10 protein-coding genes are annotated in these 14,306 nt (G+C 39.1%); 2 read left to right on the top strand and 8 right to left on the bottom strand.

Annotation, left to right across the window (positions count from 1 at the left end):
• Positions 1–7 precede the first annotated feature (7 nt).
• Together ACNKXS_RS06310 and ACNKXS_RS06305 are read right to left on the bottom strand one after the other, a co-directional pair.
• Entirely contained in the window at positions 8–1,909 is a 1,902-nt protein-coding gene (locus ACNKXS_RS06310; RefSeq protein ID WP_417920096.1) for a peptide MFS transporter, read from the bottom strand.
• An 18-nt stretch (positions 1,910–1,927) separates the two neighbouring features.
• A complete protein-coding gene (locus ACNKXS_RS06305) occupies positions 1,928–4,099 on the bottom strand; it encodes a S9 family peptidase (protein WP_417920095.1) in 2,172 nt (723 codons plus the stop codon).
• 178 nt (positions 4,100–4,277) lie between these two features.
• On the opposite strand from ACNKXS_RS06305, the gene ACNKXS_RS06300 reads away from it, so the two are divergent.
• The gene (locus ACNKXS_RS06300; protein ID WP_417920094.1) at positions 4,278–5,594 is read left to right on the top strand and encodes a hydroxymethylglutaryl-CoA reductase, degradative; all 1,317 of its coding nucleotides are present in this window, start codon (positions 4,278–4,280) and stop codon (positions 5,592–5,594) included.
• A complete protein-coding gene (locus tag ACNKXS_RS06295) occupies positions 5,594–6,517 on the top strand; it encodes a GYDIA family GHMP kinase (protein ID WP_417920093.1) in 924 nt (307 codons plus the stop codon). Before ACNKXS_RS06300 ends, ACNKXS_RS06295 begins: the two co-directional genes overlap by 1 nt.
• A 54-nt stretch (positions 6,518–6,571) precedes the next feature.
• Here the strand turns inward: ACNKXS_RS06295 and ACNKXS_RS06290 are convergent, their stop codons facing one another.
• The 6 genes from ACNKXS_RS06290 to ACNKXS_RS06265 form a co-directional block, all read right to left on the bottom strand.
• On the bottom strand, positions 6,572–8,692 hold the full coding sequence (locus ACNKXS_RS06290) for a peptidylprolyl isomerase (protein WP_417920092.1): 2,121 nt from the start codon (positions 8,690–8,692) through the stop codon (positions 6,572–6,574).
• A 94-nt stretch (positions 8,693–8,786) separates the two neighbouring features.
• On the bottom strand, positions 8,787–10,073 hold the full coding sequence (locus ACNKXS_RS06285; RefSeq protein ID WP_417920091.1) for a hemolysin family protein: 1,287 nt from the start codon (positions 10,071–10,073) through the stop codon (positions 8,787–8,789).
• Between the two features lie 189 nt (positions 10,074–10,262).
• The gene (gene lptC, locus ACNKXS_RS06280) at positions 10,263–10,835 is read right to left on the bottom strand and encodes an LPS export ABC transporter periplasmic protein LptC (protein WP_417920090.1); all 573 of its coding nucleotides are present in this window, start codon (positions 10,833–10,835) and stop codon (positions 10,263–10,265) included.
• Between the two features lies 1 nt (position 10,836).
• A complete protein-coding gene (locus tag ACNKXS_RS06275; RefSeq protein ID WP_417920089.1) occupies positions 10,837–12,204 on the bottom strand; it encodes a hypothetical protein in 1,368 nt (455 codons plus the stop codon).
• An 18-nt stretch (positions 12,205–12,222) separates the two neighbouring features.
• Complete coding sequence (locus tag ACNKXS_RS06270; protein ID WP_417920088.1) at positions 12,223–13,467, bottom strand: BamG family beta-barrel-assembly machinery protein; 1,245 nt, start codon at positions 13,465–13,467, stop codon at positions 12,223–12,225.
• Positions 13,464–14,195, bottom strand: coding sequence for a type III pantothenate kinase (locus tag ACNKXS_RS06265; protein WP_417920087.1), 732 nt, complete (start codon positions 14,193–14,195; stop codon positions 13,464–13,466). The genes ACNKXS_RS06270 and ACNKXS_RS06265 overlap by 4 nt, the downstream gene beginning before the upstream one ends.
• Between the last annotated feature and the right edge of the window lie 111 nt (positions 14,196–14,306).

Genomic DNA, 14,306 nt, shown 5'->3' with positions numbered 1-14,306 from the left:
AATGATATTAAGACTGCGTATCACCAAGTTCAAAATTCTCCTGTTGTGGTAATTCAGATTCATTATCCTCAACTCCATGAGTAAGTCTCTTTAAAGGCTTTAACAATAGAATTACAAGTAAACCGAAAATTGCCGTAAATATGGTAATTCCCCAGAAGGTCTTGTATTCCATATCAGTTTGAATTTCTTCCACTATGAAGTTTCCACTCCATCCTTTTTTCTCATCACCCTGTTTGAAATCTATCAATACATGATAGGGATCTTCAGCAGTAACATTTTCCTCCTGTAAGGTTTCAACTACTTCGTTACTTCTTTCACTATCCTTAAACTGAATGAAATCAAGGATTGGCTCATTCCCTTCCAGCGTGGTAAGTTTCAATTCCCCGTTTTCTTCATAAACATTTCCTGCCAGTCTAAAATCCTGTTGTTTGTCTACAACTGAATCATTGATCTGAAGATTCTGGGTCATCTGTGAACCGGTAGCATTAAGATTCACTACCATTGGCTCTCCCTGGGAAAATTCTCCAATCACACCGGCAACTTTGTTCCCCAGACCTGTCGCTGCAAAATAAACACCCATCATCAATGAAGCATATTTGACCGGAGCAAGTTTAGTAATGAACGAAAGGGCTACTGGTGAAGAACAAAGCTCCCCTATAGTATGCAGTAAATAAGCCAGAACCAACCAGTACATTGCAGCCTTTTCATCGTAAGGAGTATAGCTTTTTGCAGCCATCGCCATAAAGATGAATCCAAGACCCATAATGATCACACCGGTCGCCATTTTAAAAATAGACGAAGCCTCTTTATTCTTAAGTTTTCTCTTAGCCCAGAAGTTTGCGATGACCACTCCAAATATGATAATGAACATGGCGTTTAATGACTGGAACCAGGTCGCTGGAACTTCGCTACCAATCAAAGGTAAATCGAATGGGATCGATCTATCAGTTTTATCCAATGCATAAATATTCATTAATCCACCGGCCTGCTCGAAAGCACCCCAGAATACAACTACCAAAAGAAAGGATAAGATCATTACAACGTAACGGTCTTTCATTATTTGGGTAGTAAGGTCTTTATAAACCATAAGCATTAAGGCTGTTACCAGGGTAAGAAAGATATAAAGTAAACCATAAGGTAGGGATTCAAAGATCAAATAATATACAGATCCTGCCATCAATACGGCTGTGATACCCAGCTGTAGTGGTGATTTTAGCAATTTACTGAACATGTTACCAAGAGAAGCTCCTTCACTACGTTCTGCTTTTGAAAGAAGGTTACCAACATTTACAAGGTATTTCTGTCCCCATAGATAAACCAGAAGACCTAAAGCCATTGCGATTCCCGCAAGACCAAATCCCCAGTGCCATCCTATTTCTTCACCCACATATCCTACGATCAAACTGGAAAGAAAAGCCCCAAGATTGATCCCGATATAAAATATGGTAAAACCTTTATCTCTTCTAATATCGCCTTCCTTATAAAGTCCACCAACCATGGTAGAAATATTCGGTTTTAGCATTCCAACTCCGGCGATGATCAAAGCCAGGCCTGAATAAAAAGCCCACATTTCTTCCACGGCGAGAATACCGTGTCCTACTACCAGCACAATACCACCAACCAGTACGGTCTTCTTCTGCCCTAATAATTTATCTGCAATGATACCTCCAGGAATGGACGCCACGTATACCAGCATGGTATACCAGCCATAAAGCGCGATCGCCTCTCCACCTGTCCAGCCTAAACCTGCATTTCCTCCTGTAGTAGCACTTACAAGATAAAGTACCAGAATTGCACGCATTCCATAATAGGAAAAACGCTCCCACATTTCAGTGAAAAATAAAATATAGAGACCAACCGGGTGGCCAAATAATTCTTTTTGATTAGCGCGTACGTCTTGAGTTGCCATTAATATGAGAGTATTAGATTAAAGTTTTTCGAGTATAAAGTCTGTCATCATCTGGTAAAGATGAAGCCTGGTGTTTCCCCCGTAAATTCCATGATTTCTATCCGGGTAGATGGCCCAGTCAAATTGTTTATTTGCCTGCACCAGTTCTTCTACCATTCGCATCGTGTTTTGCACATGTACATTATCATCTCCGCCACCGTGAATAAGCAGGTAATCACCTTCGAGCTTGTCTGCATGACTTAGCGGGGAATTCTCATCATAGCCAGATGCATTTTCCTGCGGGGTACGCATATATCTTTCCGTATAAACAGTATCGTAAAATCTCCAGCTTGTAACCGGAGCCACAGCAATCGCCATAGAAAATACATCGTTTCCTTTCAGTATTGCATTGGTAGACATGAAGCCGCCATAAGACCAACCCCAGATTCCAATACGATCTGCATCCACATAACTTTTTTCAGCTAATTGTTTAGCTGCTGCGATTTGATCTTCTACTTCAAATTTTCCAAGTTCCTGGTAAGTCACTTTTTTGAAGTCGGCTCCTTTAAATCCGGTTCCTCTACCATCAATACAAACGATCATATAACCCTTGTTCGCCAGTAATTGATACCAGTAATCATTACTTCCAAAATACGTATTGGAAACCGACTGTGATCCGGGACCTGAATACTGGAACATCAATACCGGATACTTCTTGTTTTCATCAAAGTTCGCCGGTTTGATCGTCCACATATTCAGTTCGTTGCCGTTTACTTCTATACTGGAAAGTTCTTTTGGAGAAAATTGATAAGCTTCATTATTTTTTAGAAGCTCGTTGTTATTAAGGATCTCTCGCACCTGCTTACCATCCTTTGCTTTGTGCAAGGTATAAACTGGCGGAGTATTTACATTCGTAAATGTGTTGATGAAGTAGGTATAATCTGCACTGAAATCGGCAGAGTTCGTACCGTCTTTCGCTGTAAGTCTGGTTTTAGATTTACCATTCGGTTTAATAGAATATACATCACGATTCACACTTCCATTTTCAGTGCTTTGAAAATAGATGCGTTTAGCTTTTTTATCATAGCCATAATATTTGGTCACTTCCCATTGCCCTGAAGTAATCTGGTTGATAAGCTTCCCATCTTCAGCATAGTGGTAAATATGATTCCAGCCATCTTTTTCGCTGGTCCAGATAAAACTATTGTCTTCAAGAAACGTTAGATTATCTGTAATATCAACATAAGCCTTGTCGGTTTCGTTCAAGACAACACTGGCTTCATTATTTTCAGCATTAACAAAAATAAGGTCAAGATTATTCTGGTGCCTGTTCAAAACCTGAACGCTAAGTAGCATATCTTTTGAAGACCATTTAATTCGCGGGATATAGAAGTCTGCATAATCTCCCAGTTTTATTTCTTCGGAAGAGTTCGCTTCTACATCGTACATATGCAGACTAACTTCTGAATTAGACTCACCCGCCTTTGGATATTTAAAAACCTGTTGTGTTGGGTAAAGGTCTTTTCCGAAGAGATCCATAGAGAATTCAGGAACTGCCGATTCATCAAACCTTAAGAAAGCGATCTTTTCACCGGTTGGGTTCCATGCAAAAGCTTTTACAAAAGAAAATTCCTCTTCATAAACCCAGTCTGTAATCCCGTTAATGATACTATTGATTTCCCCATCCATGGTCACCTGCGTGCGTTCCATAGACTTAAGGTCCAGAATATAAATGTTGTTTTCGAAAACATAGGCAAGCTTTGAATTATCTGGAGAAAAAGAAGCTTCCTGAATTTTGTCATCGCTAACTTTTGTGAGTTTTTTAGAAGCTACATCGTAGATATGAACAACTTCTCTGGAAGAACGCCTGTAAATAGGCTCAATTTCAGTAGAAAGTAAAATTTTATTCTCGTCGTCGCTGAATTTGAAACTTTGAAAACTTTCGATCTCGCTAAGATCTTTACTGTCGAGAAGTGTACGGGTTTTTTTACCAGTTTTGTAACTGTAAATATCGATGCTTACCGAACCGGCTTCTGGATTACGGTTCATCACCACATATTCTTCGCCATTATTCAAAGATTGCAGGGACTGAAGTCTTTCCTGACGGAAGCTGCCACTCCAGATCTCTTCAAGACTAACTTCCTTTTTTTGTGCAGATAGCACTGAAGTCGCCATGATTAGAAAGGCAACAAAAGTATAGGGGAATTTCATAAAATTTGTAGAATATTTAATGCAGGCCAAGTTTACTAAAATTTAACCAAAAAATGACTATCGATTCTTGTAAATTACTAAGTAAGTGTTAAAGAGACCAGCCTTCGTAAAGATCAAAAACCGCCTTGTGCAGGTCTTAATATAGCTTCGTATCTTTGTGCTCCTGAAAACTACTAAGATGATCAAACCCGTTAACGGATTTTCCAAGCTCAGTAAGCAACAAAAAATAGACTGGCTAGCTGAAAACTATCTTTCAAATACTCCTGAAGCTGTAACTATTCTTCAGAACTACTGGAATACAGATGAAAGTCTTCAAAAGCTACACGACGAATTTATAGAGAATACGATCTCGAACTATTATCTCCCATTTGGGATTGCGCCAAATTTTAAGATCAATGACCGGCTATACGCCATACCAATGGCCATCGAAGAAAGCTCGGTAGTTGCTGCCGCGAGCAAAGCGGCTAAATTCTGGGGTGAACGCGGAGGCTTTAAAGCTGAAGTTCTGAATATGACCAAAATTGGACAGGTTCACTTTATGTTCAAGGGCAGGAAGGAAAATCTGCATCGGTTTTTCGAAGAAAATCGTCAAAAATTGAATGACGCAGTAGCTCCAATTACCAGGAATATGGAAAAACGTGGCGGTGGTATTCTGGATCTTGATTTAATAGATAAAACTTCAGACCTTCAAAATTACTACCAGCTATTCGTAAAATTCGATACGCGTGATTCCATGGGTGCGAATTTCATTAATTCCTGCCTGGAGAAATTTGCAGAAGTGCTGCGCAACCAGGCCAGAGCAACCGATTATTTTTCAGAAGAAGAAAAGCAGCTGGAAATTGTAATGAGCATTCTTTCGAATTATGTTCCTGAATGTATTGTTAGAGCAGAAGTTTCCTGTCCGGTAGATCAATTATCAGACAATCCTGAGATACAGGGTAAGGATTTCGCTGAAAAATTTATTCAAGCTATTAGAATTGCTGAAATCGAGCCGTATAGAGCAGTTACCCATAACAAAGGAATTATGAACGGTATCGATGCAGTTGTACTGGCTACAGGAAATGATTTTCGTGCTGTTGAAGCCGGAATTCATGCCCATGCTTCCAGAAATGGAAAATACACAAGCCTGACTCACGCTAAGGTCGAAAACGGGATTTTCCATTTCTGGATGGAAATACCACTTGCCTTAGGAACCGTAGGTGGCCTAACTTCACTGCATCCATTGGTGAAACTTGCCCTAAATATGTTGCAGGATCCTTCTGCGGAAGAGCTAATGAAAATTACAGCCGTTGCCGGATTAGCCCAGAATTTTGCTGCCGTAAAATCACTGACTACTACCGGAATTCAGCAAGGACACATGAAAATGCACCTTATGAATATCCTTAACCAGCAAAAGGCTACCGAGGACGAAAAACAACAAATGATCACTTATTTCACCAAAAACACTATTACACATAGCGGAGTGATCGAACAACTTGAGAGAATAAGAGGCTAATGCAGAAGTATCACAGCAACGGCAAATTATTGCTAACCGGAGAATATGCTATTTTGGATGGCGCAAAATCTTTAGCCTTACCTACAAAGAAGGGTCAGTCGTTAGAGGTTGAAGCAAATGAATCTACAGTCATTTCCTGGGAAAGTTTTGATGAAAATAATAAAACCTGGTTCAAAGCCGATTTTCAGATCAATGAAGGTGAGTTCTTAACCGAGGCATCCTCTCTGGAAAGTCCTGAACAACAGGAGATCGCCAGGCGTTTACAGCAAATCCTGAAATATTGCTATTCTTTAAAACCAGAGAAATTCAAGTCTGGATTTACTATAAATACTTATCAGGATTTCAATAGAAAATGGGGACTTGGAACTTCCTCCACGCTTATTAATAATATCGCGAACTGGCTTGAAATCGATGCCTATCAACTTCTAGCTGAAACTTTTGGTGGCAGTGGTTACGATATTGCTGCAGCAAGTCACGACCATCCTATCAGCTTTCAACTCAACAACCGCGAAGCTTCAGTTTTTACAGTGGATTTTGATCCTCCATTTAAGGAAGAACTATTCTTCGTTTACCTTAATCGCAAGCAGAACAGTCGCGAAGCCATTGCACATTATCGTAAACAAAGCCATACGAACAGATCACAGCTTATAGAAAAGGTCTCTGGTATAACTGAACAAATATTGCAGTGTGAGCATTTGATGGAGTTTAAAATGCTTCTGAAAGCTCACGAGATTCTTATATCTAAAGCGATAAACAGTCTCAGAATCCAGGATCAATTATTTCCAGATTATAACGGACTCATAAAAAGTCTTGGCGGCTGGGGAGGTGATTTCGTGCTTGCCACCGGGAATGAAGCTTCAAAGGATTACTTCAGAAATAAAGGCTATCATGATATTCTTAGCTATTCTGAAATGATTAAATAAAAAAAATCCTCATCAAACGATGAGGATTTTTTTTATAAGTACAATCGCTAGGTCTTAGTAGAACTTAGCTCTGTTATCCTGAATATCTGCTTTTTCCTTTAAAGCTTCAAATACTCTTGTAGTTGCCTGAGCTCTTCGGGAAGCACTTTCCTGATTAGCAAAAGCTTTATAAGATTCCATTTTTGGAGCTTCGAACTTACTTACAAGTTCAGCAATATAAACACCTTTTTCTCCAGCGATAGGTTCGCTCATCTCTCCATTTTCAAGAGAGAAAACAGTTCCCACCACTTCCGGTTCTTCACCTGCACCTGCTAATGTAGGATTGTTAAGGTTCACCGCATCTGCAGTTTGAACACTTACACCTTGATTACCGGCGATTTCCTGTAGAGAGTTTCCTTTAAGTCTTTCCTTAATAAGTTCCGCTTTCTTTTGCTTTACCAGGATTGGAGTAACTTCAGCTGAAGCTTCTTCAACACTCATTAAGCCTTTATCCTGCTTAGCTGTTAGTTGCGCTACTACGTATCCATTGTTAGTATCAAATCTTCTTACGTCACCAACTTTAGCGTCATCTTCGAATGCCCACTGGATCACTCTTCTTTGAGCACCTGCACCAGGAATATTCTCATCAAGTGCTTTTACATCTTTTACTGTACGCACTTCGTAGTTACTTTCTTTTGCCACCTTGCTAAAGTCACCTTCAGCAGCAGCGATCTCAAACTTAGTTACTTCGTTGAACTGTTCGTTCATTGTTTTTTCTGAAGCCTGGATCTCTCTTGCGATCGTAGCAACTTTTACTGCTTTAGCAGCTTCAGTTTGATCATCTATAGAGATCACGTGGTATCCAAGTGGTGTCTCAACAACACCTACATCTCCGGTTTTATTATCAAACACATAGTTTTCAAATGCTGGGATCATCATTCCAGGAACAAAATATCCAAGATCTCCAGCCTGCTCTTTATTTGATGTATCAGCAGAAAATTCAGAAGCAAGGGCCGCGAATTTATCTGAATCTGATCTTACAACTCCAGCAAGACTATCAGCTAACGCTTCAGCTTCGGCTTTAGTTCTATTACCAGCAGCTCCCAATTGAGATCCAGTGTAGCTAATAAGAATATGACTTGCTTTTACTGAATCTGGAATATTCTTAGTCTCAACAACTTTACTAAGTTTCCAGAATCCATTTTCTTTATAAGGACCAAAAGACTCTCCTTCGTTAAGATTGAAGATCTGCTCAGCATTTTCACCTTTTAGATCATTTCTGAATCTAAAGATGTTCTGGTAAGGAAGGTCTGAATTGTTGGCTATAAAATCTGCATAATTATCTGTATTGTCGAATCCAGGAAGTGTGTCATTAGCACCAACCGCAGCATTATATTCAACTCTCTGACTTCTTAGTTTAGATAATGCCTCTTTAGCTTCAGATTCATCACCTTTAGAAGCAGCTTCTTCAAAAATCACATACTGCATGCTTCTGGAAGCATCAGATTCGAACTTAGAAGCATGATTCTCGATATATTTCTTGATATCAGATTTAGAAACTTCAACTTCGCTATCTGGAATTGAAGAATATGGGATCTGAACGAATTTCATATTAATATTATCGTTCTGCATCTTGTATGCCTGCTCGCCTTCCAGTAAAGTAGCTCCAACACCAGCACTTACCATATTGTAATAAGCATTCATCTTGGCAGTTTGTGCAAGATTGGAAGTAAACTGCTGCCATTGAGCATAAGCTTCCGGGGAAGTTTCTTTCAAATTAGCAACATATTCTCTCAACCTGTTTTCATCAAACATTCCAGCTTCGTTAGAGAAGTTAGGATTTCCAGCCATTTGAGTACGCACAAGTTCCGTCACCTGATCTTCTCCAGCTCTTAGTCCAAGCTTTTCAACTTCTTCTTCAAGAATTACCTGGCGTAATTTCTGATCCCAGATACGGTTTACAGCCTGAGTAGTACTAATATTATTACCCATATTTCTTTCGAAAGCCTCAACTTCACGGGCGAATTCCTCTCTATCTACTTCATTCCCATTCACGGTAGCGATAACATTTTGAGAATCCTGGCCACTAAAGCCTCCATTTCTAATCACATCGGCTAATACAAAAGAGAAAAGAGCCAATGCAATGATAATAATCAAGAAAACAGACCGCTGTCTGATTTTGTTTAATACTGCCATTTGAATATAAAATTTGTCAAAATATAGGGGGCGAAAATAAGGTTTTTAGGCTAATAATAAAATTTAAAATTAGCAAATTCTTAACTTTCGATATTTAGTCTTCCGGATTGATTTTCAGCTCAACCAATTCGATTTTGGTGTTGGAAGTTTCCAGGATTTTGATCTCGAAATCCTCGATCTTAATAACCTCTCCCTGCTGCGGAATTTCTTCGGTATGATTTACTATAAATCCGCTTAAGGTCTCGTAATTTTCACCTTCTGGAATTTCGGTTCTGTAATTCTCATTTAAATAATCCACTTCCAGCCTCGCTGAAAATTTGTAATGATCGTCACCCAGTTTCTCTTCAATCAGGACTGCTGAATCATGCTCATCTTCAATCTCCCCAAAAAGCTCTTCTACGATATCCTCCACGGTCATCATCCCACTGGTTCCACCATATTCATCGATAACCACCGCGATACTCTTTCTCTTTTTGATAAGAATATTCAGAACGTCCTTGATCCACATGGTTTCGGGTACAAAGATCACCGGAAGTAATATGGACTTTATAGAACGAGGTCTTTTGAACAATTCGAAGGAATGTACATATCCAATGATATCATCAATGGTATCATTATAAACAAGCAATTTCGAGAGTCCGGTTTCAGTAAAGGTTTGCACAAGATCACTCGGAGCCTGATTTTGATCTACTGCTATGATCTCGGTTCTTGGGATCATAACTTCCCTGGCCTTAATATCTGAAAAGGAAAGGGCATTCTGAAAGATCTGTATTTCACTATCTACATCTTCATGCTCTTCAACTGTTTCCATCTGCTCGCTAATGAAGTTGCCTAATTCTACTTTACTGAAGGCTAATTGAACTTCATCTCCATCGGTTTTGAAAAATCTCTTCAGAATAATATCTGAGATCCAGATAACAAATGAGGACACGAAACTAAATAGCAGGTAGAAAATATAAGCAGGTACTGCAAATAATTTCAACATGCTGTTCGCATAGATCTGGAAAAATACCTTCGGAAGGAATTCCGCAGTAAGCAAAATTACCAGTGTAGATATTACAGTTTGAGTAAGCAGACTAAGATCTACTACGATATAATTAATGATGCTGTTTTGTGGATCAAGTCCACCAAGCCAGTACATTAAAAGGTCACCCATAAAGAAACCATAAACCACCAAAGCTATATTGTTTCCAACAAGCATGGTTGCTATGAATTTAGAAGGTTTCTTGGTAAGACGTTTTAAAACCGTCGCCAGAAAATCATTCTGACGCTTTTCTATCTCTATGAAGATTTTATTAGAGGAAACATAAGCGATTTCCATTCCTGAGAAAAACGCAGAAAGTATTAAAGAGCAAACTATGATTAGTATTTCAACCTCCATTCAGGCTATTTATTACGCTCTTCGTAGCGACGCCTAAATCGCCGTTTGAAGAAGAACATGAATATTGCAATTGCCACAAAAAACAGGAAAACATAAGCCCTTTGACGCTGATCATTCCAAATTCGCACTGCTTCAAAAAGAAAGAATGCAGCGAACAGCAAATATGCATATTCAAAATATTTGAAAAACTTACTCATCTTCTTTTTCTTCTTCTACGATTTGAATTCCCGTATTGGTTCTAGAAAGAAAATTACTGAAATCCTGATTAGAATCAAAACCGAGATCTTCAGTATATGAACCATCAGGGAATCTTATCTTATTTGGTTTGTCTGTGAAAACCCAGCTCCTGTCCTGATCCCAGAATAGCTGACTTGCTTCCAGCTTAGTACTATCGGCAGTGATTATGACCACATTTCCCTGAAGATCGATAAGTTTGGTATCCTCATAAACGATCCCGTAATCTGCCACCACGGTATTTTTTTCGTCCTTCTCATCAAAGAACTCTACTTCCACCCCATCAGGAAATTCGCGGTAAGGAAAGCTTTTATTAGTGAAATCCAGCATACGCGGACTTTTTAAAGTCGCAACCAGTCTACCTGAATCTGTGAACTTTAAATTGATACCCTCGGCTGTAGCCTGCGGCGCATCTTCTTCCAGGCTAAATGCACGTACCTCGCGAAGATTACCTTCACATGAAAAAAGCATTGTCACGCCTAAGAGCGTGACAATGCCTGAAATTATATTGCTATATGTTAGCTTCATCTTATAGATTCGGCACTTTCACCGATGCACCAATCCAACATCCAAAAGTGATTGATTGTCCAGGCTTGTATTTAGACTGGAAGATATCAGACTTCTGTGGAGCTAGACCTTTATAAGAAGCTGCTGCCTGATTTGCGTTAGATGCTATCGATGGATCAACTCTCGCTGCTCTAGAAGCATAGTCTGCTGCTAACCAGTATACTGCTCTTTTAGTGAACGTATCTGTACCACAACTGTTTGCGCTTTTCGCATACATGTTTGCAATTTGTAAGTAAGCACTACCTAAAGATGGTTTTGCAGCTACCGCTTTGTTGTAGAAGTTTCTAGCCTGCCCATACTGACCTTTATCCTTGTAGTTACCAGCAATTCTGTAGTAGATCTTCGCTTGATCAGACTTGTTAGTTTCAAGCTCTGCCGCCTGATTGTAATATTGTAAAGCTTTAGAAGCGTTACCTTCAGATTCAGCTAACTGACCTAAAGAGTAAGCAGACTTAGCAGAAGGCTCTAACTTGTGTAATGCTTCAGAAACCTGGATGAACAATGGATCTTCAGTACAATCTTTAGCAGAAAGTCTAGCATTCGCATTTTGCAACCACTTTACATCTCCCTGCTTTTCTTCGAAATCTTTCTTGTACAATGGAATAAGGTTACTACAATCTGCTCTTGCACCTAACTTTCCATTCAATGCATTTCTAACCATACTGTAGTTCTTCAGGTTGATCTCTGCATTCTTGATCTTCTTTTCTTCCTTGGAAGTTAGCTCTTCACCATCTTCCTGTTTTTTAAGAAGTGGAGCCAGTGCCTCTGCAGCATCATTCTCTTCTTTCTCGATCTTAGCGTAAACTCGGTCGTATTGATCGAATACATCCTGAAGATTTTTATCTCCTGCATCCTGCATATCCACTACAAGATCAAAATATGCATATAATGCTTTAGGACTGGTGAAGTTCTCTACATCCTCTTCCCATGCTTTATCGTAAGCCATGTAAAGCTCTTCTTTATCTCCCAGTTTGTTATCATACTTTAACTGAGCGATATCTGAATATACTTTTCCAGCTTTCGTTTTTTCAGGATATAATTCAAGTCTGGTTTCCCATACTTTAATCAATTCCTTAACTAATTCACCTTTATCTCCTTCTTCAGCTTTATCGATCTTAGATTCGATAGCTCTTTCTAGGTACTGGTAAGTTGCAAGACTATATTTTGGACAGTCTTTCATCACTTCCATAAGTTTAGGATAAGCTGCTTCGTAATTTTTTGCTTTAGCAGCATCATAAGCTAAAGCTGCGGTAGTTGTACAATCCTGTGCACTAACAGCTCCAGTTCCTACCATGGCAACTGTCAATAGTGCTAAGAAATTCTTTTTCATCGTTGTAGTTTATTGTGGTTAATCAAATTTTCTTTTCGTGAACCATTTGTCGTTTAAAGAAAGTCCTACAGACAGTCTTAAAAACTTCTCCTGAACTAGTCCGGCATCTCTTGTACCTCTTTGTCCAAGCTCGATTCCGAAATTTGCATTGGAGAACAATTGTCCAATCGGTAATCCTAATCCAAAAGACATGCCAAACTCATTAATAGATTCGCCATTGACTATAAGACCGGTCTCATCATACCTGAATCCAGCACGATAAACCACTCTCTCCAGGTAACTTGTGAATGAATTATAATCTGGCACATAAAAACCTCCCAGACTAAATTGGGACGCATCCTCATACTCTCCTCCATCATTTCTGAAGCTAAAGCTATCCTGGTAAGAGCTTGATCCTACATTAGAATACTCAGCTCCAACAAACCATTTGTTTGTTTGACCAATTCCAGCTCCTAGACTGTATTTGGAAGGAAATGTAAATTGGGTTTCACTAAGGTCCAATTCTCGCTGATCTATCGTTCTACCCGTACCACTCGCAAAATCTATAGTGGAAATTGTTCTGAAATTTTCAGAATCAAGATCCATTTCTGGCGCGTAGGTAGTGGAAACATGAAGATTCAACTTTTCTGAAATTGGGCGCTGGTAATTGGCTCCAAAGTTAAATGTAAAACCTTTGATGTCTGATCTGTTCACATCGCTGGTTCCATATTGCAAACCTTCAGTATTGATACTTTGCGTATTCTGGAAATTTCCGAAGTTATAGTCAGCATCAACACCCAGACTTAAATGCTCATTTATAGCATAACCAGCAGATAAGAACACTCTGTTCATACCTCCTCGACCTGTAAGCAAGCTGGAAGCATCATCTTCTACATCCAGAATCCTGTATCCCACAGAGGTATACGGCATCACTCCAAGTCCAATCCCAATCTTGTCGCTAATTGGAAAAGCCAGTGCTAAATAATCCAGAGATGAGATCTTTGAATTATCTGATGCTCCGTCAGTTTCAAGTTTTACTCTATCGTGACTTGCTCCAATAGTGAAATCTGTAAGCTTTAGTCTGCCATAACTTGCAGGGTTCTGCAAATTCACGTGGATACTATCCATAAATACACTTAAACCTCCCATAGACCTGTTTTCCACAGTTCCCTGAAAATTGGTTAAACCAATACCGTAATATGAATAAGGCGAAGAAACATTTTCCTGAGCTTCAGCGATAAATCCTGTAAATAAAGCTACGATTACTATAAATCGTTTAATCATTGAGTCTTGTTAAATTCTAGAATGAAATTAAGTCCTTCTAACAAAAAATTTGAGTTGGCAAATATGCTATTTTTAGTTGGTATAGACAAAAGTTGACTGTCCCCTCCTGTAAATATTACTGTTAAATCTTCAAATTCAGAAGCATAGGTTTCTATAACCCCTTTTAATTCCATTTTGAGTCCGTTAATAATTCCGGATTGTATGCTGCTCTCGGTCGTTTTGCCAATTAGATCAACATCCGGCTTCGCAGATACTAACGGTAAATTTGCTGTAAACTTGTGTAGACTTTTAAATCTCATCTGCAATCCCGGAGAAATTGCTCCTCCAAGGTACTTTTCCTTAGCTGTTTTCAGGTCAAATGTGATACAGGTTCCGGCATCGATGATTAACACATTCTTCTTCGGAAATTGATCTACGGCCGCAGCCACCAATGCAATTCTATCCAGACCTAGTGTATGTGGAGTATGATACTCATTTTGAAAGGGTATGTGTGTATCCTGTCTTAAGCGAAGAAAGTCTGTAGCTTTTTCAAGCTCGAATATGACCTTTTCGTCAATTTTTGTCACTTCGGAAAGTATCGAATGAGTGATTTGCGCATAGTCTTTGAAAATTTTTACTAATTCCTGCAAAAAGATTTCTTTTGGAAATATGAGTTTCTTCTGAAGTGTATCGTTTTGATAAACAGCAGCTTTTACTGAAGTATTCCCGGCATCGAGTACTAAATTCATGCTTGATTTTGTTCAACTTCAAAAATACAAAAGCAATTTTTTAAAATTTCCTTTGCCAGTTCCTAAAAATGAAATTATATTTGCCACCGCTTAACAAAGCAACTGGTGCCT

This window comes from Christiangramia marina (assembly GCF_048285865.1).
In the GTDB taxonomy this organism is placed as follows: domain Bacteria; phylum Bacteroidota; class Bacteroidia; order Flavobacteriales; family Flavobacteriaceae; genus Christiangramia; species Christiangramia marina.
Note: the sequence above shows the minus strand (reverse complement) of the source record. Positions and strands in the feature narration are given on the sequence as shown.

What these genes read in the sequence shown, in the direction of transcription:
- ACNKXS_RS06310 (WP_417920096.1), bottom strand. Translation starts at nt 1,909, where the DNA reads ATGGCAACTCAAGACGTACGCGCTAATCAAAAAGAATTATTTGGCCAC.
- ACNKXS_RS06305 (WP_417920095.1), bottom strand. Translation starts at nt 4,099, where the DNA reads ATGAAATTCCCCTATACTTTTGTTGCCTTTCTAATCATGGCGACTTCA.
- ACNKXS_RS06300 (WP_417920094.1), top strand. Translation starts at nt 4,278, where the DNA reads ATGATCAAACCCGTTAACGGATTTTCCAAGCTCAGTAAGCAACAAAAA.
- ACNKXS_RS06295 (WP_417920093.1), top strand. Translation starts at nt 5,594, where the DNA reads ATGCAGAAGTATCACAGCAACGGCAAATTATTGCTAACCGGAGAATAT.
- ACNKXS_RS06290 (WP_417920092.1), bottom strand. Translation starts at nt 8,692, where the DNA reads ATGGCAGTATTAAACAAAATCAGACAGCGGTCTGTTTTCTTGATTATT.
- ACNKXS_RS06285 (WP_417920091.1), bottom strand. Translation starts at nt 10,073, where the DNA reads ATGGAGGTTGAAATACTAATCATAGTTTGCTCTTTAATACTTTCTGCG.
- lptC (WP_417920090.1), bottom strand. Translation starts at nt 10,835, where the DNA reads ATGAAGCTAACATATAGCAATATAATTTCAGGCATTGTCACGCTCTTA.
- ACNKXS_RS06275 (WP_417920089.1), bottom strand. Translation starts at nt 12,204, where the DNA reads ATGAAAAAGAATTTCTTAGCACTATTGACAGTTGCCATGGTAGGAACT.
- ACNKXS_RS06270 (WP_417920088.1), bottom strand. Translation starts at nt 13,467, where the DNA reads ATGATTAAACGATTTATAGTAATCGTAGCTTTATTTACAGGATTTATC.
- ACNKXS_RS06265 (WP_417920087.1), bottom strand. Translation starts at nt 14,195, where the DNA reads ATGAATTTAGTACTCGATGCCGGGAATACTTCAGTAAAAGCTGCTGTT.